Origin of the sequence: Pseudochelatococcus sp., from assembly GCF_050946405.1 — a bacterium.
In the GTDB taxonomy this organism is placed as follows: Bacteria; Pseudomonadota; Alphaproteobacteria; order Rhizobiales; family Beijerinckiaceae; genus Pseudochelatococcus.
The window spans coordinates 469,456-489,338 of sequence record NZ_JBMNUS010000002.1; the positions used below are offsets into that span (position 1 = coordinate 469,456).

The 19,883-nt window shown below is 69.6% G+C and carries 16 protein-coding genes; 2 read left to right on the forward strand and 14 right to left on the reverse strand.

Features of this window, described 5'->3' with window-relative positions; translation table 11 throughout:
- Positions 1-6 precede the first annotated feature (6 nt).
- From ACOYJQ_RS05800 to corA, 12 genes are all read right to left on the reverse strand, one after another.
- Complete coding sequence (locus ACOYJQ_RS05800; protein WP_433457052.1) at positions 7-3,576, reverse strand: hypothetical protein; 3,570 nt, start codon at positions 3,574-3,576, stop codon at positions 7-9.
- Between the two features lie 204 nt (positions 3,577-3,780).
- Complete coding sequence (locus ACOYJQ_RS05805; RefSeq protein WP_433457053.1) at positions 3,781-4,563, reverse strand: ABC transporter permease; 783 nt, start codon at positions 4,561-4,563, stop codon at positions 3,781-3,783.
- Entirely contained in the window at positions 4,560-5,282 is a 723-nt protein-coding gene (locus ACOYJQ_RS05810) for an ABC transporter permease (protein ID WP_433457055.1), read from the reverse strand. The genes ACOYJQ_RS05805 and ACOYJQ_RS05810 overlap by 4 nt, the downstream gene beginning before the upstream one ends.
- 225 nt (positions 5,283-5,507) lie before the next feature.
- Positions 5,508-6,293 carry a transporter substrate-binding domain-containing protein gene (locus tag ACOYJQ_RS05815; RefSeq protein WP_433457056.1) on the reverse strand — a complete coding sequence of 262 codons (786 nt, stop codon included), beginning with the start codon at positions 6,291-6,293 and terminating at the stop codon, positions 5,508-5,510.
- A gap of 214 nt (positions 6,294-6,507) precedes the next feature.
- A complete protein-coding gene (locus ACOYJQ_RS05820; protein ID WP_433457057.1) occupies positions 6,508-7,194 on the reverse strand; it encodes a 3-oxoacid CoA-transferase subunit B in 687 nt (228 codons plus the stop codon).
- Positions 7,195-7,197: 3 nt separating this feature from the next.
- The gene (locus tag ACOYJQ_RS05825) at positions 7,198-7,848 is read right to left on the reverse strand and encodes a CoA transferase subunit A (RefSeq protein ID WP_433457058.1); all 651 of its coding nucleotides are present in this window, start codon (positions 7,846-7,848) and stop codon (positions 7,198-7,200) included.
- Positions 7,849-8,028: 180 nt separating this feature from the next.
- Positions 8,029-9,060: an RHE_PE00001 family protein gene (locus tag ACOYJQ_RS05830; protein ID WP_433457059.1), complete on the reverse strand. Its 1,032-nt coding sequence runs from the start codon at positions 9,058-9,060 to the stop codon at positions 8,029-8,031.
- Positions 9,061-9,189: 129 nt separating this feature from the next.
- Positions 9,190-9,489: an AzlD family protein gene (locus ACOYJQ_RS05835; RefSeq protein ID WP_433457060.1), complete on the reverse strand. Its 300-nt coding sequence runs from the start codon at positions 9,487-9,489 to the stop codon at positions 9,190-9,192.
- Complete coding sequence (locus tag ACOYJQ_RS05840; protein ID WP_433457061.1) at positions 9,486-10,244, reverse strand: AzlC family ABC transporter permease; 759 nt, start codon at positions 10,242-10,244, stop codon at positions 9,486-9,488. The genes ACOYJQ_RS05835 and ACOYJQ_RS05840 overlap by 4 nt, the downstream gene beginning before the upstream one ends.
- The gene (ligA, locus tag ACOYJQ_RS05845; RefSeq protein WP_433457062.1) at positions 10,241-12,424 is read right to left on the reverse strand and encodes an NAD-dependent DNA ligase LigA; all 2,184 of its coding nucleotides are present in this window, start codon (positions 12,422-12,424) and stop codon (positions 10,241-10,243) included. The genes ACOYJQ_RS05840 and ligA overlap by 4 nt, the downstream gene beginning before the upstream one ends.
- 2 nt (positions 12,425-12,426) lie before the next feature.
- A complete protein-coding gene (gene recN, locus ACOYJQ_RS05850) occupies positions 12,427-14,127 on the reverse strand; it encodes a DNA repair protein RecN (RefSeq protein WP_433457063.1) in 1,701 nt (566 codons plus the stop codon).
- 169 nt (positions 14,128-14,296) lie between these two features.
- The gene (corA, locus tag ACOYJQ_RS05855) at positions 14,297-15,292 is read right to left on the reverse strand and encodes a magnesium/cobalt transporter CorA (RefSeq protein WP_433457065.1); all 996 of its coding nucleotides are present in this window, start codon (positions 15,290-15,292) and stop codon (positions 14,297-14,299) included.
- Between the two features lie 303 nt (positions 15,293-15,595).
- On the opposite strand from corA, the gene ACOYJQ_RS05860 reads away from it, so the two are divergent.
- Positions 15,596-16,606 (forward strand): L-threonylcarbamoyladenylate synthase, encoded by a 1,011-nt coding sequence (locus tag ACOYJQ_RS05860; RefSeq protein WP_433457066.1) that lies wholly within the window; start codon positions 15,596-15,598, stop codon positions 16,604-16,606.
- A gap of 198 nt (positions 16,607-16,804) precedes the next feature.
- On the opposite strand, the gene wrbA is transcribed toward ACOYJQ_RS05860, so the two are convergent.
- On the reverse strand, positions 16,805-17,407 hold the full coding sequence (gene wrbA, locus ACOYJQ_RS05865) for an NAD(P)H:quinone oxidoreductase (protein ID WP_433457067.1): 603 nt from the start codon (positions 17,405-17,407) through the stop codon (positions 16,805-16,807).
- A gap of 106 nt (positions 17,408-17,513) precedes the next feature.
- Here wrbA and ACOYJQ_RS05870 point away from each other — a divergent pair, with 106 nt between their 5' ends.
- Positions 17,514-18,611, forward strand: a complete 1,098-nt coding sequence (locus tag ACOYJQ_RS05870) for a LysR family transcriptional regulator (protein WP_433457069.1) — start codon at positions 17,514-17,516, stop codon at positions 18,609-18,611.
- Here the strand turns inward: ACOYJQ_RS05870 and ACOYJQ_RS05875 are convergent.
- Positions 18,549-19,811 carry a cell wall hydrolase gene (locus tag ACOYJQ_RS05875; protein ID WP_433457070.1) on the reverse strand — a complete coding sequence of 421 codons (1,263 nt, stop codon included), beginning with the start codon at positions 19,809-19,811 and terminating at the stop codon, positions 18,549-18,551. The two genes, ACOYJQ_RS05870 and ACOYJQ_RS05875, sit on opposite strands and share 63 nt — an antisense overlap.
- Positions 19,812-19,883 lie beyond the last annotated feature (72 nt).

A 19,883-nucleotide genomic window follows, 5' to 3' on the forward strand; every position in this document is an offset into this window, starting at 1 on the left:
ACGGGGTCAGGGAGCGGCCGCATCGGGCGTCATGTCGAAAGGGGTTGCGGGCCTTGTCTGCGCGTCGTCGGTCGCCGCCGGCGCGGACTCGCGAAGAATCCGCTCCAGTCGCTCGCGTTCCTGCTGTTCCTGTCTTTCACGTTCCTGCCTCTCGCGCGCCTGTTGCTCGCGTTCTTGCCGGGCCTGCCGCGCCCGTTCGACGCGCTCGCGCGCTTCCGCCTCCATCCGCTCGATGCGGTCGAGTTCCCGCGTCAACCCGATGGCGGCGAGCGCATTGGCCGTGCTGCCGGCGTCGATGTCCCGCTTCAGCGCGCCGGGGGGGCCGCGCCAGCTTACGCCGGCCTGTGGCGGCGAGCCGGTCCAGCCTCTGGGCGCCGCCGTCGCCGCGAGGCTGGCGCGCGCGTCGAGCGTCAGGGTGGCAAGGTCGAACGTGCCGTTGATTCCCGCCCTCGCCTGCGCCGATTCGAGCGCCAGCGGCCCGAAGCGCACCGCGCCGCCGGCAACCGTGAGGGGTATCGTCAGCGCCTTCACCGGCCATGCGGCCCTGTCGAGTTCAGCGCCCAGACGATCGGTCATGCGCGCGATGTCGATATCGATGGCGGCGTCGCCCGCTCCCAGCCATTCCGGCATGAGGCGCGCGAGAGCGGCGGGATCGAGGCGCGGCAGGGCGGTGTCGGCGACCCTGAACTCGCCGCCGCCGGCCAGATTGACGACAAGGCCGGCCGGGCTTTCGGCCGCGGCTCCCACCTCGATGCGCCCGGTCAGGCGGCCGGCGAGCGCCTCGCCCGTCAGATGGGCGATATCCGCGCCCTCGATCTCGATGCCGGCGCGAAAGCTGGCCAGCGAGCCGAAGCGCCGCAGCAGGATGTCCGCCCGCGCCGCGCCGCCGCCCGGCAGAGTGCCGGCCACTTTCTGAAGGCCGACGGTATCGGGCGCGAGATCGAGCAGCAGGGAAACGTCGGCGAGCGTCAGCGTGGGCGAGACGGCGAGCGCGCCCGCCCGCAGCCGGAGCTTGCCGGCAAGGCCCGGCCCCGCGGCGACGAACCGCTCCGAAGACCACAGACGCCCCCGCGCCGGGCGAACCTGCGGCCCGAAGGACAGCGCCAGGAGATCCGTCAGCGACAGCCGGTCGAGCGTCAGTTGCCCCGAAACCTCGTCACCCGCGAGCGCGAGCGCGCCCGCGACGTTTTCCCCCGCGATTTGACCCTGAAGGTTTTCGAGGCGCAGTTCGTCCGCATTCCAGACGGCGTTTCCCGCCACCGTCACCGGCGAGCGACCCGTGAGGGCGGGCACGGAATGGCCGGCGAGGGCGGCGAGCGCGCCCGCATCCGGGCTTTCCAGCGTCAGCCGGCCGGCAAGCGTGGCCCTGCCCTGCGCGCTCTGCCAGGTGCCGGCGAGCCGCGCGCGGCTCTCCGCCAGTTCGAGCGCCGCTTCCCCGTGCAGCCGCTCGAACGTGTTGCCGCGCGCGGAAAGCGTGAGCACGGCCCTTTCCTTCGGCGATTTCGCGCCGGCGTCGCCGGCGGTCAGTCCGGCCTGCGCCAGCAGCGCCCGCGCGTCCTGCGTCGTGAGGGTGGCGGCGATCACCGCGCGGTCGTTGGCCTCGCCGGCCGGATCGCTGGTGACGTGCGCGTCGATGTCCGCCGCGCCGGCGCGGCCCCTGACCACCGCCACCAGCGGCCGCCCCGCGCCCGGCCGCGCGATGGTGGCCTCAAGCGCCAGAGGTCTCGCGAAAGCCGCCGCGCGGGAGAGCACGCCGCCCCATGCCTGCGGCACGAAGCCGCGCGCGATTTCCAGAAGCCCCTCCGGCTCGCGCGCCTTCAGGCTGGCCACCACGCGGCCGCCGTCATCATCGAGGTGGCCGGAGGCGGCGAAGGCCGCGCCGCCGGCATCGCTGATCTCGAACTGCCGGATGCTGATGCCGGCCGACGCCGCCGTGAATTTCGCGCTCAGACGCCTGTCCGGCACGGCTTCGTCATCGCCGAGACGCAGGCCCGTCGCCTCGATGGCGACGCCGAGATCGGTGCCGGCCTGCACGAGCGCGGCCGGATCGAAGGACGGCAGGGCCGACAGGTCGAGGCCGGAGACGGCGAGGCGGGTTTCGATGCGCCCGCGCAACGCGCCCTGCGGGCGCGTCCGGCGCAAGGAGCCGGCGACCGTCGTGCGCTCGCTCGCCAGCCTGAAATCGTGCAGCATCAGGTCGTCGGCGGAAGCGACGACCTGCCCTTCAAAGGTGAAACCCGGCCATTGCCGCAACGCTTCCGCAACGCGCGCCGGCGCGCCGAGTTCCGCGAGCGCGCCGGCAAGCCGCGTCGCGTCGCCGCCTTCCAGCCGGACGCGCCCCGAGAATGCCGGCCGGTCGTCCCACGTCGCCGCGCCTTCCGCCTCCAGCGCGCCGCCGCCCGGCAGCGCCAGCGCCACACGGGGCAGCCCGAGCCGCAGGCCGTTTTCCGCCCGCTCCACACGCAGGTCGAGCGATGCCGGCCCGGCCTCGACGCCGGACAACGCCACGCTGCCCGTCGACAGGGAGAGATCGACCGGCATGTCCGCGAAACCGCCGGCAATGAAGCGGGCGCGCAGCGCTTCCAGCGCGGCTTCAGACGCGCTTGCGCCAGCCGCATCCCGCGTCAGCGGCGACAGGTCGATGCGCCGGCCCTCCAGCGCCAGCCGCAGCCGCGGCGCTTCGCCCGCGAGCAGCGGCGCGGCATCGACATGGCCCTCGCCGCCCAGCGTCAGCGCGCCGGTTCCCTCGCCCGCCCGCACCGCGACGTCCCGGCCCTCGATGCGCCAGCCGTCGCTGCTGATCGTGGCGTTGACGGCGAGGCTGACGGGTTCCGGCGCGTCGCCGTTCGCAAATTCCGGGAGCGGCACCGTGGCCGCGAAACGCCCCGACAGGGAGGGCGCGGCGGCAAGCAGCACCTGGCCGTCGAACTCGGCGCGCGCCTGCCCGCCCGTCCCTGCCCGCAGCTTCAGGCGCAAGCGGCCATCGGCCTCGAACGCGCCGGTCGCCAGATGCACGGGAACGCCGCCGAGCGCGCCCTCCACGCGCCACGGGCCGGCCAGCGTCGTCGCCTGCGCCTCGAAGTCGAGCGGGCCGATATCCAGCGGGCCGCTCTTCGTCATGGCGTCGCCGGTCAGCCGGACGATGCCGCGCTCGACGACGAGCCGCTCGATGCCCGCCCCGCCGAACTTGAGCAGCGGCGCTTCCGGCGCGGCGGGCAGGTGGAACGCGCCCGATTCATCGACGCGCACGGCGATCACCGGCCGCACGAGCTGCGCCTCGCTTACCCTGATCCGCCCGCCGAGCAGCGGCGGCGCCTCCAGCGAGACGTTGAGCGCATCGGCGGTCAGGAGCGGGGCGCCGCCGCCAACGGCGACGCGCTCCAGCGCGAGGCGGGGCACGGGCAGGAGCCGCACCGTGATCGCGCCTTCCGTGCGCACCGGCACGCCGAACGCCCGGCCGAGCGCCGTCTCGACCTCGCCGCGCCACGCCTGCCAGTCGACTGCATAGGGCACCGCCAGCGCGGCGCAGAGCACGGCGACCACCAGAACGGCGACGATGGTAAAAAGATCGCGCACTCACCCGACCCACGATCGGCGACGCCCGTCATGTCTTCAGGCGCAGCCAGCCACTACTGTCCGATATGTCATAACGGCTCGACATGCCGCAAGCGCGCGCCCGCGATTCGCGCGCCGTCAAACCCCACGGCTATTTCCTTATATAATAGCATAATCCGTTCAGGGTTTGTTGAGATTCGAATCGTTCCACGCTGGCGGCCGCAGTCAGCCGGGCAGTTGCGTCACTTCCGGCAGATGGCGCGTGAGACGGCGTTCGAGCCACAGCCAGATGCGGCGGGTGATCTCGACGAGCGCCAGGTAAAGCACGGCCGCATAGATGTAGACGGTGAAGTCGTAGGTGCGCGAATAGGCGTAGCGCGCCTCGCCCATCAGGTCGAAGATGGTGACGAGCGCGGCGAGCGCGCTGGCCTTGATCATCAACACGACCTCGTTGCCGAGCGGGCGCAGCGCCACGATCATTGCCTGCGGCAGCACGACGAGCCGCATCGCCCGCCAGCGTCCGATGCCCAGCGCCCGCGCCGCCTCCCATTGTCCCGCCGGCACCGATGCGATGGCGCCGCGAAAGATTTCCGCCTGATAGGCGGCCGTGTTGAGCGTGTAGGTGAGCAGCACGCAATACCACGCCTCGCGGAAAATCCACCAGACGCCGAGCGTCTCCAGCGTGCCGCGGAATTGCAGCCCGCCGTAATAGACGAGGAAAAGCTGCACCAGCAGCGGCGTGCCGCGCAGCGAGTTGCTGAAGGCGCGGAACGGCGCGCGCAGCCACCGGTTGCGGGACAGCAGCGCGAAGGACGAGGCAAGCCCGAGCACGGCCCCGATCGTGCAGGTGATCAGCACGATTTTCAGCGTGATGCCGAGCCCGGAGACGATGCGCCCGCCGTAACGCTCCCACAGTTCGGGGTCGCCGAGCGGCGTGAACAGCAGACCCAGCGCCTGCGTGAGCGCCGTATGCAGCCAGCCGGTGACGGCGGAAACGATCCCGCTCATGCCCGCCCCTCCCGCCGGCGCGTCTCGCGCCGTTCGAGATGCGCGAAAAACTCGCCGGACACGGCCGCGATCAGCAGGTAGAGCACGAAGGCGACGATGTAGAACAGGAAATATTGCTTGGTCGCGCCGGCGGCGACCTGCGTCGCGCGCATCAGTTCCGTCAGCGAGATGACCGAGACGAGCGAGGTATCCTTCAGCAGCACCATCCACAGATTGCCGATGCCGGGCAGCGCCACGCGCAGCAACTGCGGAAAGATGACGAGGCGCAGCGCCAGGCGTCGCGGCAGGCCGAGAGCCGCCGCGGCCGCGTATTGCCCTTGCGGAATCGCGGCGAAGGCGGCAAGCCACACTTCGCTCGCATAGGAGGCGCAGACGACGCCGAGCGCGACCACGCCCGCCAGAAACGCCGGAATTTCAATGACGACGCCCGGCCAAAGCGCGCCGAGCACCTGCCGCAACGCGATCTGCGCGCCGTAAAAGACGAGGAACAGCGTCAGCAGTTCCGGCAGGCCCTTGAATACCCATGTAAATACTTGTGCCGCGCCGCGCGCCACCCGTCCGCCCGAGCGTTGCGCCAGCGCCAGCGCCAGCCCGAGCCCGATGCCGAGGGGAAAGGTGACGACGGCGAGCGCGACGGTGAGCAGCGCCCCCTTCAGGAGCTCGTCGCCCCATCCCCCTTCTCCGAACGATAACAGACTCAGCAGTTCAGAGGTCGGCATACGTGCGCCCCTGCATCCGCCGCCGCGCATCACACATCATGGGATCATCGATTGTCCGGGCCGCGCGATATTCAGGCGGCTTGAGATTCGTCAGCCGCTGTCAAACCGTAAATCGGCCCGTATGTCCAGCGGACAGGCCCGGATTCACTGACAATCCCCGCGGAAAACGGCGGGAGCGGGACAGCCCGCCCGCTTCCGCCCGCCGCGGGGCGCTGCCGGAGGCCGTCAGTCCAGCTTGTAATCGAAGTATTTTGCGGCGATGGTCGCGAAGGTGCCGTCGGCGTGCACGGCGTCGATCGCCTTGTCGAGCAGCGCCTTCAACTCGCCGTCTTCCTGACGCAGGGCGGCGCCGATGCCCTCGCCGTGATATTCCGGCACGTTGTCGAGATCGGCCAGCAGCTTGCAGCACGCCTGCCCCTCGCTGCTGCGCAGGAAGTCCATGATGGTCGGCTTGTCCGCCATCGTGACGTCGATGCGCCCGCCCGCAAGGTCGGTGTTGGCCTCGTCCTGCTTGGGATAGAGGCGGATGTCGGCATCCTTGTAGATGCCCTCCGCGTAGTTCGTGTGGATGGTCGACGACTGCACGCCGAGCGTCTTGCCCTTCAGGCTCTCCGGCGAGGCGTCCTTGAGCGGCGAATCCTTCGGCACCGCCACGCTGGGGCGCAGCACGAGGTAGGGCTTGGTGAAGGCGACCCGCTTCTTGCGCTCGTCAGTGATCGATACGGAAGCGAACACGGCGTCATAACGGCCGGCGAGCAGCGCCGGCAGGATGCCGTCCCAATCCTGCGCCTGGAACGTGCAGGTGACGCCGGCCTTCTCGCAGATGGCGCGCGTGAGATCGATCTCGAACCCGACCAACTGGCCGGACGAATCGGTGTAATTGAAGGGCGGATAGGCGCCCTCGGAAGCGATGCGGACGGTTTTCCATTCCTTGGCCGTTGCCGGAAAGGCAAACGCGGCGGCAAGAAGTGCGGAAGTAGCGATGGAAGCTGCGGCGGTAAGACGGCGCATCGGCGGTTTCCCTCTGTTGATCTGGCGCGCGATCGAAAGCTTCTTCGCCATTGCCCCGCGAAGGGCGGCGGAATCGGAAAATACCGGAAACCGGGCGCGGCTTACAATATGTCGGGTGCGTCATATTCCGGCAGAGCAAAATATTCTCTGCGCAGATGCGCAACCGGAGATCACGGGTTTCCCCGCCCCCCGGTCGCGGTGTTGCATGGCGGCGTCAGGCGGCCGCGCGGGCTTCTTCGAGCGAGCGCTGGGACAGCACCATTTCCGGCACGACATCCGGCACATGCAGCTTGGCCGTCGTGTTCTCGATGATGGTGTCGACCACGATGCCGGGCGCCCGTTCGCGCAGGACGAGGCCGTTGTCGGTGGGCTCGATCACGGCGAGTTCGGTCACGATCAGCGTCACGCGGCGCAGCGAGGTCAGCGGCAAAGTGCACTTGGGCACGATCTTCGGACGGCCGCGCGCGGTGTGCTGCATGGCCACGATGACGCGGCGCGCGCCGGTCACGAGGTCCATGGCGCCGCCCATGCCCGGCACCATCTTGCCCGGCACGACCCAGTTGGCGAGCTGGCCGTTCTCGTCCACCTCAAGGCCGCCGAGCACCGTCGCGTCGACATGGCCGCCGCGGATGAGGCCGAACGACACCGCGCTGTCGATGGTGGCCGCGCCCGGAAGCGCCGAGACGAAGCCGCCGCCGGCGTCCGTCAGGTCCTCGTCTTCCATGCCTTCCGGCGGGCGGGCGCCCATGCCGATGATGCCGTTTTCAGACTGGAAGAAGACGGAATGTTCCGTCGGCACGAAACGCGAAACGCCGGTGGGCAGGCCGATGCCGAGGTTGACGAGCGTGCCGGGGTTGAGTTCGCGCGCCACGCGGCGCTGGATGATTTCCAAGGCGTCCATGGATCAGGCCCTCTTGATCAGGTAGTTGACGAGCACGCCGGGCGTGCGCACCGCATCCGGCGGCACCACGCCCACGGGAACGATCTCGCGCGGCTCGGCGATGACGGTGTGAGCGGCCATCGCCATGATCGGGTTGAAGTTCGTCGCGGTGAGCTGGTAGGTGAGGTTGCCCACGTAATCCGCCTGGTCGGCGTGGATGAGCGCGAAATCGGCCTTCAGCGGCGGCTCGAACAGCCACTCCTCGCCGTCGATCTCGATGACGCGCTTGCCCTCGGCCTCGATGGTGCCGAGCGCCGTCTTCGTCAGCACCCCGCCCAGCCCGTAACCGCCGGCGCGAAGCTGCTCCGCCAGCGTGCCCTGCGGTGCGAGATCGATCGTCATTTCACCGGCGATCATCTGCTTCTGCGACTCGGGGTTGAGGCCGATGTGCGAGACGATGAGCTTCGAAACCGCACGCGCATGCACGAGGCGGCCGATGCCGTAATCCGGGCGGCCGGCGTCATTGCCTATCACCGTGAGATTCTTGCGACCGGCGGCCACCAGCGCATCGATGACGCGGTGCGGCGAGCCCACGCCCATGAAGCCGCCGATCGCCAGCACGGCGCCGTCGGGGATCAGCTCTGCGGCCTCCTGCGGCGTGATTGCCTCTTTCATGAATACCTCCCAGTCAGAGAAACGGGAACAAGCAGGACGGGCGATCAATTCATCGTTGCGGTAGATCTGTCAACGATGGAACGATTGTAACAAAGGCGACTATTGGAACGGTTGAGGTTTTGCATGACAACCATGACGGGGATGTGTCGTCCGGTTGCTTCGGTGCCGATGCCGCCAGGGCTACAACATCCATGCCCGATACCTTCCCCGTCCCGTCGTTTCACGCAGGCCCAGCTCGGCGATCAGGGTCTGCGCGGCGCGGGCGGAAACGCCGAGCGTCCGGGCGACGATTCCCGCCGTCAGCAGCGGCCGGCAAGCCGCGAGCGAGATCAGCGCCGGCAGCCGCGAGGTGGCGCGCCGGCGGGCGAGCTTGCGCTCCAGCATCGCGACCGCCAGCGCGATGCGGTCGTATTCGCGCAGGCCCGCCGCCGCGCCGGCGCGCATCGCTTCGCACCAGGCCGCGAGCCGCACGGTCCCGTCGCGCGAGCGCCGCTGTTCCCACGGCGTCAGGCGCAGGCCCGCATTGACGCACGGCAGATGCGCGGACGCCTTGTCGCGTGCGCGCAGGTAATCCGCCGCCAGCAGCCGCCCGAGCCACGCGCCTTGCCGCACGGGGGGCGCGGTCTCCCACGCATCCCACAGCAGGCCGGCCGCGAGCACCGGCGGCAGGTGATCCAGCGCGCCGGCGAAACGCCGCCATGCCGCAACACATGCCAGGTGTCCCGCCGTATCGCCATCCGCCGCAGCCGCCGGCGCGGCCTCCGCGAGAACCTTGGCCGAGCGCGCGAGCGCGGCATCCACCAGCGCCAGCGCCGCATCGAGCGAATCGTTTGCGCTGTCGGCAACGGCCGCCGGCGCGGGCGATGCGGCGGCCGGCGTTTCCCCGCCGCACAGGCGGGCCAGCCCCTCGGGCGACAGCGCCCGGCCGGGAGCCTGCGCGGCGACGAGACGGCGCGCATCGACGACCGCCCGCGCGCGGATCAGTTGCGGCGTCGGCGCGCGGATGTCCATGCCCGCATCGTGCAGCGCCAGATCTTCCAGCGTCACGAGTTCCCCTTCCACCCACAACGACGCGCAGGCATCCCCGAAATGCGAGCGGGCGACCCACCCCTCGCTGACGGAGCCGGTGCGCAGGCGCTCGTCGAGACGCGCGAGCGCATCCTCCGCGGCGACGAGCGGCGCGGCGAGCGCGGACCACGGTATTTCCGGCAAAGGTATTTCCGGCAAGGATGTTTCAGGTCCCGACATATGCGGCGCCTCGCGGGCGGAGAAATCGTCGCGGATCGTCGCGCGCCCCGCGAACGCTTTCCGACCGGATGATTCCATTTGATCGGAAAGACTCTAAAGGACGGCGCGCAGCGCCACCACGGCGGCAACGCCGACGGCGATGACGCCCAGCAGCGGCAGGCGCGTCGCGGCGAGACCGGCGGCGACAGCGGCGAGCGTCTCGGGCCATCCGTGCGTCAGCGCCATGGGGGCGACGAGCGCGAACAGCACGGCGGGCGGAATGGCGTCGAAAGCCGCCCGCGCCCGCCCGCGGAGCGTCAGCCGGCTGGCGATCAGGAAACCGGCGAGACGCGTGAAATAGGTGATCGCGCCCATGATCAGGATCGCGAGCAACGTGGCCGGATCGACGCTCATGGCTCCTCCCCCGGCTCTTTCTCCGGCGCGTCGTCCGCATCGGGCGGCGTGGCGAACCATGCCGCCACGATGCCGGCCGCCGCGCCCGCGAGCACGTTCCACGGCTCGCCGACGGCCATCGCCACCAGCGCCGAGGCGCCGCCGCTCGCCACCAGCGTCCACACCGTCCGCCGCCCCTGCCAGAAACCGGCGATGAGGCCGATGAAAAGCGCCGTGAAGGCGAAGTCGAGGCCGACGGCCTCCGGCTTCCCGAGCGCCGGCCCGACGATCGAACCCGTGATGGTCGACGCCACCCATACGACATGCACCGGCGCAGCCATGGCGAACCAATAGGCGACGGTGATCGTGCCGGTGCGCGCCCGCTTCTCGCCCAGCGCCCACGCCTCGTCCGTCATGAACCATGCGGCTGCCCAGCGCTTCCAGCCGGAGAAAGCCCCCATTTTCGGCGCGAGCGATACGCCCATCAGGATATGGCGCGCGCTGACGAGGCATGTCGACACGATCAGCGCCAGATACGGCACGGGCACCGACCAGATGCCGATCGCCGCGAATTCCGCGCCGCCGGAAAACACGAAGGTCGACATCAGCCAGACCTCGGAAGACGTCCAGCCCTTCGTCGCGCAGATCGCGCCGAACAGGACGCCGATGGGCACCATCGCGACGAGCACGGGGGCGATGTCGGCAAGGCCGCGCCGAATTTCCCGCGCCGTCGTCGCAGGCGCCGCGACAGGCGGTTTCCCGGCATGAATGTTCATGAGGCGTGATCGCTTTCCGGCGCCGGCGCGCCTGTCTCCGTTGCCTGCCCCACGAGCGCGAGCCACGCGTCCTCATCGATGGTTTCGATGCCGAGTTCCCTTGCGCGCTCCAGCTTGGAACCCGCCTTCGGCCCGGCGACGACGAGATCGGTCTTCGCTGATACCGAGCCCGCCACCCTGGCGCCGAATCGTTCGGCCATCGCCTTGGCCTCGTCGCGCGTCATGCGCTCCAGCGAGCCGGTGAACACCACCGTCTTGCCGGCCACCGGGCTGTCGGAAGCGGTGGTTTCCATGGGCTGCGGCGTGACCTGCGCCGTCAGCGCGTCAAGCGTTTCGATATTGTGCGGCTCGGCGAAGAACTGCACGATGGCGTCCGCCAGCACCTCGCCGATGCCGTCGATGGAGGTCAGTTCGGCCCATGCCTCGTTGTTGAGCGTTTCGGCCGAAATGCCCTGCCCGGCTGCGATCGCCGCCTGGCGGAAGGCGTCGAAACCGCCGTAATGGCGCGCGAGAAGCTTCGCCGTCGTCTCGCCCACATGCCGGATGCCGAGAGCGAAGATGAAGCGGTTCAGCGCCACGTTGCGCCGCGCCTCGATGGCGGCGAAGAGGTTGCGCACGCTCACCTCGCCGAACCCCTCGAAGTTGCGCAATTGCTCACCGGGAGGCTTGAGCGCGTCCCGCGCCGCCAGCGTGAAGATGTCCTGCGGGCCGCGCACCATCCCCCTGGCGAAAAACAGCTCGATCTGCTTTTCGCCGAGCCCGTCGATGTCGAAGGCATTGCGGGAAACGAAGTGTTTCAGCCGCTCCACCGCCTGCGCCTCGCAGGTGAGGCCGCCGGTGCAGCGGCGCGCCACATCCTGCCGCCCCGTACGCGGATTCGTCTCCCGCACCGCATGCGCCCCGCAGACCGGGCACACATCGGGAAACACGTAAGGCTGCGCATCCGGCGGGCGACGCTCGGGCACGAAGCCGATGATCTGCGGGATCACGTCGCCCGCGCGCTGGACGATGACGGTATCGCCGATGCGCACGTCCTTGCGGGCGATCTCGTCCTCGTTGTGCAGCGTCGCGTTCGACACCACGACGCCGCCTACCGTCACCGGCTTGAGCTTGGCCACGGGCGTGAGCACGCCGGTGCGGCCCACCTGGATGTCGATGGCGAGAACCGCGGTCGTCGCCCGCTCGGCCGGAAACTTGTGCGCCAGCGCCCAGCGCGGGCTGCGCGACACGAAACCCAGCCGCTCCTGCAAGGCGAGGCTGTCCACCTTGTAGACCACGCCGTCGATGTCATAGCCGAGATCGGCGCGCTGCGCCTCGATGGCGCGGTAGTGAGCGAGCAGCGCATCGGCCGATTCGCAGCGCCACATCAGCGGGTTGACCGGCAGCCCCCAGCGCGAGAAGGCGGCGATGACGCCGTATTGCGTATCCGCCGGCAGCGCGCTGCATTCGCCCCACGCATAGGCGAAGAAGGCGAGCGGCCGCGATTGCGTGATCTTCGCGTCGAGCTGGCGCAGGGAGCCCGCCGCCGCGTTGCGCGGATTGGCGAACACCGGCTTGCCCGCCTCCTGCTGGCGCGTATTGAGCGCGGCGAAATCGGCATGGCGCATGTAGACCTCGCCGCGCACCTCGATCACCGCCGGCACGTCGGCGCCCTCGAGTTGATGCGGAAGGCCCGCCACCGTGAGCGCGTTGGCGGTGACGTCCTCGCCTTCCTCGCCGTCGCCGCGCGTGGCCGCCTTCACCAGCCGGCCGCCCTCGTAGCGCAGGCTGCACGACAGCCCGTCGATCTTCGGCTCGGCCGAAAAGACGAGCGGCGCATCCGGCGCGAGATCGAGAAAGCGGCGGATGCGGGCGACGAACTCGCGCACGTCGTCTTCCGAAAAGCCGTTCGCCAGCGACAGCATCGGCACCTTGTGGCGCACCTTGGCGAATTTTTCGGACGGCTTCGTCCCCACCCGGTTCGAGAGGCTGCCACCGTCGCGCAGCGCCGGAAAGCGCGCCTCCAGCGCCTCGTAGCGGCGGCGCAGGGCGTCGTAATCGGCATCCGAGACGATCGGCGCGTCCTCGCCGAAATAGCGCGCGTCATGAGCGGCGATTTCCTCGCCCAGCGCCGCATGCTCGCGCTTCGCCTCGCGCGGGGTGAGAACGGCCACGTCGACCGCGCGCAGATCGCCCGCCATGGTCATGCCCCTTTCAGCAGGCGGATCGCCGCGGCGCGGGCCTCGCTGGTGATGGTCGCGCCCGCGAGCATGCGCGCGATCTCCTCCCGCCGCTCGTCGTGCGCCAGCGGCGCGACGCGGGTGGCGACGCGCTCTTCCGCGTTCCCGTCCGCCGCGCCGTCGATGACTTGTCCGGGAATGACCTGCTTGGCGATCAAAAGGTGCTTCGCCGCGCGCGCGGCCACCTGCGGCGCATGCGTCACCGCCATCACCTGCACCCCGCGCGAGAGGCGCGCGAGCCGGTGGCCGATGGCGTCCGCCACCGCGCCGCCGACGCCGGTGTCGATCTCGTCGAAGACGAGGGTCGGCGCGGAGCCGCGATCCGCCAGCACCACCTTGAGCGCCAGCATGAAGCGCGACAGCTCGCCGCCCGACGCCACCTTCATCATCGCGCCCGGCTTCGTGCCGGGATTCGTCTGCACCCAGAACTCGACACGGTCGAAGCCCTCCGGCGCGCGCGCCGCCTCGTCGGCGTCGATACGGGTAATGAAGCGCGCCCGTTCCAGCTTCAGCGGCGGCAGCTCGGCGTTGACCGCCTCATCCAGCTTTTCGCCCGCCGCCCGCCGCGCCGCGCTCAGCGCGCCGGCCGCCCCGACATAGGCGGCCTCCGCCTGCGCCAGTTCGCCGGTGAGCGCCGCAAGCCGCTCCTCGCCGGCATCGAGCGCGGCGAGGTCGGCATCGAACTTTTCCCGCAGGGCGGCGAGATCGTCGGCGGGCACGTTGAACTTGCGCGCCGCCGCGCGGATGGCGAACAGGCGCTCTTCCACCTGCTCCAGCTCGCGCGGGTCGTATTCGGCGTCCCGCAGCGCCTGTTCGAGCACGCCGCCGGCCGCTTCCAGCGCATTGAGCGCCTCGTCGAGCGCCTTCACGGAAGGCTCGATCAGCGCCGGGGCCTGATCGGCGCGCCGTTCCAGCCGCCGCACCGTCGACGCGAGCACCGGCAGCGGCGAGGAATGGCCGGCCACGGCCTCATAAGCCTCCTGCAACTCGCGCGCTACCTTCTCGGATTGCATCATCACCTGGCGGCGCGCCGCAAGCTGCTCCTCCTCGCCCGGCGCGGGCGCGAGGCCGGCCAGTTCTTCCGCCGCATGGCGCAGGTAGTCGGCCTCCTGCCGGGCGGCATCCACCTGCGCCGTGTGCTCCGCCAGCGCGCGGCGCGTGCGCTGGTAGGCCGTGTAGAAGGACGCAACCTCACGCGCCCGCTCCTCCAGCCCGCCCAGCGCATCGAGAATCGCGCGGTGGGAGGCCGGATCGGTCAGCGCCCGGTCGTCATGCTGGCCGTGGATCTCGACGAGGCGCCCGCCGATGGCGCGTAGCGCCTGCACGCTCACCGGCCTGTCGTTGACGAAGGCGCGCGTGCGCCCGTCCGCGTATTGCACCCGGCGCAGGATGATCTGCCCCTCGCCGGGATCGCAGAACGCATCCGCCGCCGCGCGCGCGGGATGGCCGGCGCCCACATCGAACGCCGCCGTCACCTGCCCCTGCGCCTGCCCGTGGCGCACGAGCCCGCCCTCGCCGCGCCCGCCCAGCGCCAGCGCGAAAGCGTCGAGCAGGATCGACTTGCCCGCGCCCGTCTCGCCGGTGAGCACGGTCAGCCCCTCCTCGAAGGCGAGGTCGAGGCGGTCGATCAGCACGATGTCGCGTATCGAAAGATGAACCAGCATCGCTTACGCTATCCGGGCGACGGCGCGCCGCTTCTTTCTGTGGAATGACGGGAACAGAATAGCAACAAAATTCCGGCAAGGCAATTCCGGCAAAGCGGATTCCGCTTCTGCACCCGGAATTGCATCGAAACATGAAGATACAGCATTTCTGCGTTCGGACGAACCGTGTCTAGAGCCAGCCCTTCCACCGGAAAAAGAAATACGGCGTGACGGCGGCCGTGATCATGACGAGGATGGCGACCGGATAGCCGAAATCCCAGCTCAGCTCCGGCATGTCCTGAAAGTTCATGCCGTAGATCGAGGCGATCAGCGTCGGCGGCATGAACACGACGGACATGACCGAAAACAGCTTGATGATGTTGTTCTGCTCCAGATTGACGAGGCCGAGCGTGGCGTCGAGCAGGAACTGGATCTTGCCGGACTGGAAGGTGGCGTGTTCCTCGAGCGACTGGATATCGCGCACGATGGTGCGCATCTCCTTGCGCAGGTCGACCGCGCCGGCGCCGCTTCCGCTGCGGTAGCTCGCGGAAAGGAATAGCAGGGCGCGTTCCAGCGACACGAGGCTTTCCCGGCTCATGGCGATGAGCGTGCCGGCGTGGCCGAGGGCGCGCAGCGTCTGCTGGTGGCCCTTGCCGGCGGCTTTTCCCTGCGGCTCGAAGACCGAGCGCGACAGGGCGTTGATATCCTCGGCCGTGGCCTGCAACAGTTCGGCGGAACGGTCGATGATCGTCTCGATCAGCCCCTGGAAGATGGCTTCCGCCGATCCGCCGGTGCCGCCCGGCTTCGAGGCGCGGAAGACGAACATCGGAAAGGCGCGCGGCTCGTCGTAGCGCACCGTCACGAGCGTGTTACCCTTCAGCACGAAGGTGACGCCGGCCATGTCCGGCTCTTCCTCGGCGGCGACGAGCAGCTTCACCGTGACGTAGCGCGCGCCGTCGTCGTGGTAGAGAAGCTCGGAGAGCTCGATGTCCTCCATGTCCTCGCGGGTGGGCATTTCGAGGCCGAGCGTCTTTTCAACCAGCAGCTCTTCCGCCCGCGTCGGCTCCACGAGGTCGATCCAGATGGCGTCGGGGGGAATGGTCTCGCCGAAACCGAGCGTCTGCCGTTGCAGCCGGGTGTTCTGCGGTTGCGCCTCGTCGCGAGCGATGCGATAGACGATCAGCATGCGATGTCATCCCCTGGATTGAAGTTCCACAACCGCCTGCGGCCCCATGCCGATGCTCCGGGCCAACGCTCCCGCTCCGTGAACGGTCGCATCGGGGGCATCGCTCATGTGCCGCGCGGACCTGTGACCGCTTCTCGATGAGTCAGGCTCATCGAGAAGCGGTATTAGGCGCAGCGTCGACCGGCGTCAACGTGGGGCTGACCGGAGGCTGGCGCGGCGGCTGAACTTCTGGTATCGGCTTGCGCATCCGGCTCTTCCATGCCGCCGCCCTGCTCCGCCCCATCCCGCGTTTGCCCGGTTCCGATGACGCCGCCTTTCCGCGAATCGCCCACCCTGCTGCTGCCGCCGACGCCGGCGGGCATCGCCCGTGCGGCGGAACTGCTGCGCGCGGGCGAACTCGTGGCCTTCCCGACGGAAACGGTCTACGGCCTCGGCGCGGACGCGACCTCGGGCGAGGCGGTCGCGCGTATCTATGCGGCGAAGGAGCGGCCGCGCTTCAATCCGCTGATCGCGCATTACCCGGACCGGGACAGCGCCGCGCGCGACGGGCGCTTCGACGACGCCGCGGAGCGGCTGGCGCGCGCTTTCTGGCCGGGACCGCTGACGCTCGTCGTGCCGAAATCCGCCGGCTGCGCCATCAGCGATCTGGCCGGCGCCGGGCTCGACAGCGTGGCGCTGCGCGTGCCGTCCCACCCGCTTGCGCGCGCGCTGCTGGCGGAAACGGGCCGGCCGGTCGCAGCTCCTTCCGCGAACCGCTCGGGGCGCGTCAGCCCCACCTGCGCGGCGCATGTGCTCGCCGATCTCGACGGCCGCATCGCCGCCGTTCTCGATGGCGGCACGACGGATGTCGGCGTGGAATCGACCATCGTTTCCTGTGTCGGCGCGCGGCCGGCGCTGCTGCGTCCCGGCGGCGTGACACGCGAGACCATCGCGGCCGTTCTCGGCTTCGCCATCGACGAGCCCCGTTCCGCCGACACCGCCGCGCCCGTGGCGCCGGGGCAACTCGCCTCGCATTACGCGCCCCGCGCCCGCGTGCGCCTGAACGCGAACGCCATCGCGCCCGGCGAGGCGGCCCTGCTGTTCGGCGCCCCCCTGCCGGGGACGGAGCAGGCGGCGGCCCATGTCAATCTCAGCGAGAGCGGCGATCTCGGGCAGGCAGCGGCGCGGCTGTTCGCATCCCTTCGCGCGCTCGACCGGCCGGGCATCGCCTGCATCGCGGTCGCGCCGGTTCCGGGCGTGGGGCTCGGCGAGGCGATCAACGACCGGCTGAAGCGCGCCGCCGCCCCGCGCCCGCAGGGAACGCCGGAACAGTAAAGGCCGGCACGACGGCCGGCCCCGCATGATACCGATGAGGTGACAGGCGTTCAAAGAGAATCGCGCCGCCGCTCCATCGATCTGTCGAGCAGTTTGCGTTCAAACCGATCCATCGAATTGAATGCAAGTTGCGGTAAAATATAGAACTTAGAGCGGCGTAACGATTCCACTTGAATGCACGCCGCTCTAACGCCGGCCTCAGCCCTTCAGCTTCGCCGCGAGCTTCGCGACATGCGCGCCCTGGAACTTCGCGCCGTCCAGATCGATCTGCGTCGGCTGGCGGCTGCCGTCGCCGCCGGCGATGGTGGAAGCGCCGTAGGGCGAGCCGCCCACGATGCCGTCGAGCGTCGTCTGCGCGCCGAAGGAGTACGGCAGGCCGGCGATGACGAAGCCGTGATGCAGCAGCGTCGGCAGGAAGGTGAGAATGGTGGATTCCTGACCGCCGTGCTGGGTGGCCGAAGCGGTGAACACGGCGCCGACCTTGCCGATCAGCGCGCCCTTGGCCCACAGGCCGCCGGTCTGGTCGATGAAGGCGCGCAACTGCGAAGCAACCACGCCGAAACGCGTGGGAGCGCCGAAGATGATGGCGTCGTAATCGGCCAGTTCCTCGACGGTGGCGACGGGCGCCTTCTGGTCGAGCTTGAAATGCGCGTTGCGGGCGATTTCTTCCGGCACAGTCTCGGGCACGCGCTTGACGACGACTTCCGCACCCTCGGACGCAGCGCCCTCGGCGACGGCGTAGGCGAGCGATTCGATGTGGCCATAAGTCGAGTAATAGAGGACGAGAACCTTGGCAGCCATGGGTCGATCTCCTGTGTCGATCTCTGTTTCAGGACTGGATGGACACACCATGACCTTTTCGGGGTGACAGGGCGAGCCCTGTCTGTGCAGAATGATCCTTGCATCGATGCAAGCGAAGATGATTCCCGCGCAGGAGCACGAGGTGGAGCAACCGCGCCAGAACGGGCATGACATCCTGGCCTCCCGTGACTTCATCATGCGGATGTCGTGGGACGATTTCAGGCTGGTGCGCGCCATCTGCACGACGGGTTCGCTGACCGGCGCCGCCGATGCGCTCGGCGTCAACCATTCGACCGTTTTCCGGCGGCTGGCGAATCTGGAGGCGCTGATCGGGGTGAAGCTGTTCGAGCGCCACCGCTCCGGCTACACGCCCACGCCGCCCGCCGAGGAGATGCTCGCCATTTCCGAACGCTGGTCGGACGACGTTGCGGCGCTGGGGCGGCTGCTGATGGGGTGCTCGCATTCGCCCTCCGGCGAGTTGCGCATCACGACGAGCGACACGCTGCTGCTGCATCTTCTCACGCCGCTGTTCGCCGGCTTCCGCGCGGAATATCCCAACATACAGCTTGAGATCCTGCTCGCGAACCAGCCGCTGAACCTTTCCAAGCGGGATGCGGACGTCGCCATCCGCGCCACCGACAACCCGCCCGAGACGCTGGTGGGGCGGCGCCTGAGCGCGATGGCCTGGGCCGTCTACGGGCGGCGGGCGGATTTCGACGGTTCATCGCCCGGCGAAGCGGATCTGGCGCAATGCAACTGGCTGACGATGAGCGATCATTTCGGCGCCATGAAAGCCGTGCGCTACGTGCATGCGGCGGCCGCTTCCGGCCGGCTGGTCTATCGCGTCAACAGCGTGCTGGGGCTGGCGGAAGCGGTGGAAGCGGGCATCGGCATCGGGCCGCTGCCCTGCTTCATCGCCGACACGAAGCCGGGGCTCAGGCGGCTGACGCCGCCCGACCCGGAATTCTCCACCAGCCTTTGGCTGCTCACCCATCCCGATCTGCGCCGCTCGGTGCGGGTGCGCGCCTTCCTCGATTACATCGCCGCCGAAATCACGCGCCTGCGGCCGTTTCTGGAAGGCGAGAGCATCGCGGGGCAAGACGATCGCGGCGCGTCCGCGCCGTCCGGTTTCCCCGGCCCGTCACGTCTGGCCGGGGCGCAGCTTGTAGAAGATATGGCGTCCGATGACGTCCATCTTCTTTAGCTTGCTGGCCCAGAAGGGGCGCACGTAATCGGCGTGATAATGCGTCGCGCCGCCCACTTCGGCGTTGTACATCTCTCCGGCGACCACGCCCTCGGCGACGCGCACCGCCACGTTCCACGAGCGCCGGTCGCTGATGCGCAGCGACCGCCCCTCGCAGGCGAAGGAGAACTGGCACGCCTTGAAGCGGTGGCGGTTCTGGTAGACGACGCCGCAGACGCTTTTCGGGTAAAGGCCGCTTTTCACGCGGTTCAGCACCACCTGCGCCACCGCCGCCTGCCCGGCTTCGGACTCGCCGCGCGCCTCGAAATAGACGGCTTCAGCGAGGCAACGCGCTTCGCTGCGCATGTTGTCGGCGTTGAGCAGGTCGGCATAGCGGGGCTGCGATTCCTGCGACGGCGTGCGGGCGATGATCGTCGTGCGCGGCGGCAGGGGCTCGCGGCGCGTCAGCAGATCGAGCGCCATGTCGGGCGGCAGCGCCAGCGGCACGGCCGCGATCTCCACCGGCACGGCATCTGCGGGCGCGGGCGTGACGGAGGCGAGCGCCTGCGCGGCGGGCGACGGCGGCGTCGCGCCGTCGCCCAGAAAGATGACCGTGCCGCCGGCCCGCACATAGGCGGGCGTCGTGCGCGGGGCGATGGCCAGCCGGGTCGCCGCCGCCTCTTCCTCCGTCAGCGGCTCGATGCCCCACATGTCTTCCACGGTCGGGATTTCGGTCGAGCCCTCCATGAGCAGCGTCGGCGGCAACAGGCGGATGTCGCGCCCGAGAAAAGCCTGCCTTTCGGTGGCGCGCGCCCGCGCCGCCTGATGCCCCTGCCGGCTGACCGTGGGCGCGACGCCGCGAAGCGGGTCGCCTTTCCGGCCGCGGGCGATTTCCGGCCACGCGCCGGGATAGCGCTTCAGTTCGCCGCGCGGCGCCTGCGCCTGCGCATCGGCGACGTCGCCGCGCACCAGCGGCACCGGCCGCAGGGCATCGCCGAGATCGAGCGCCGGCAGGCCGATCATGGTGGCGGTGGCGCGGGTGTTGCCCGGCACGATATCGGCCGCCGTGAGCGCCAGGCCCCGGCTCACACCCGCGAAGCTGATGCCGGAACTCACATCCTGCCCCGCCGTGGCGGTGAAGGAAATCAGCATGCCGCCCGCCAGCGCCCAGGGAGCGGCGGTGGCGAAAGCCCAGATCAGTCCTGATTTGCGTCGGCGCATCGACTCGTCACTCAACTCGGCAAACGATGATTATGGTTATCGTTCGTCAAGGTTGAGGCTTGGTTAAGAGCG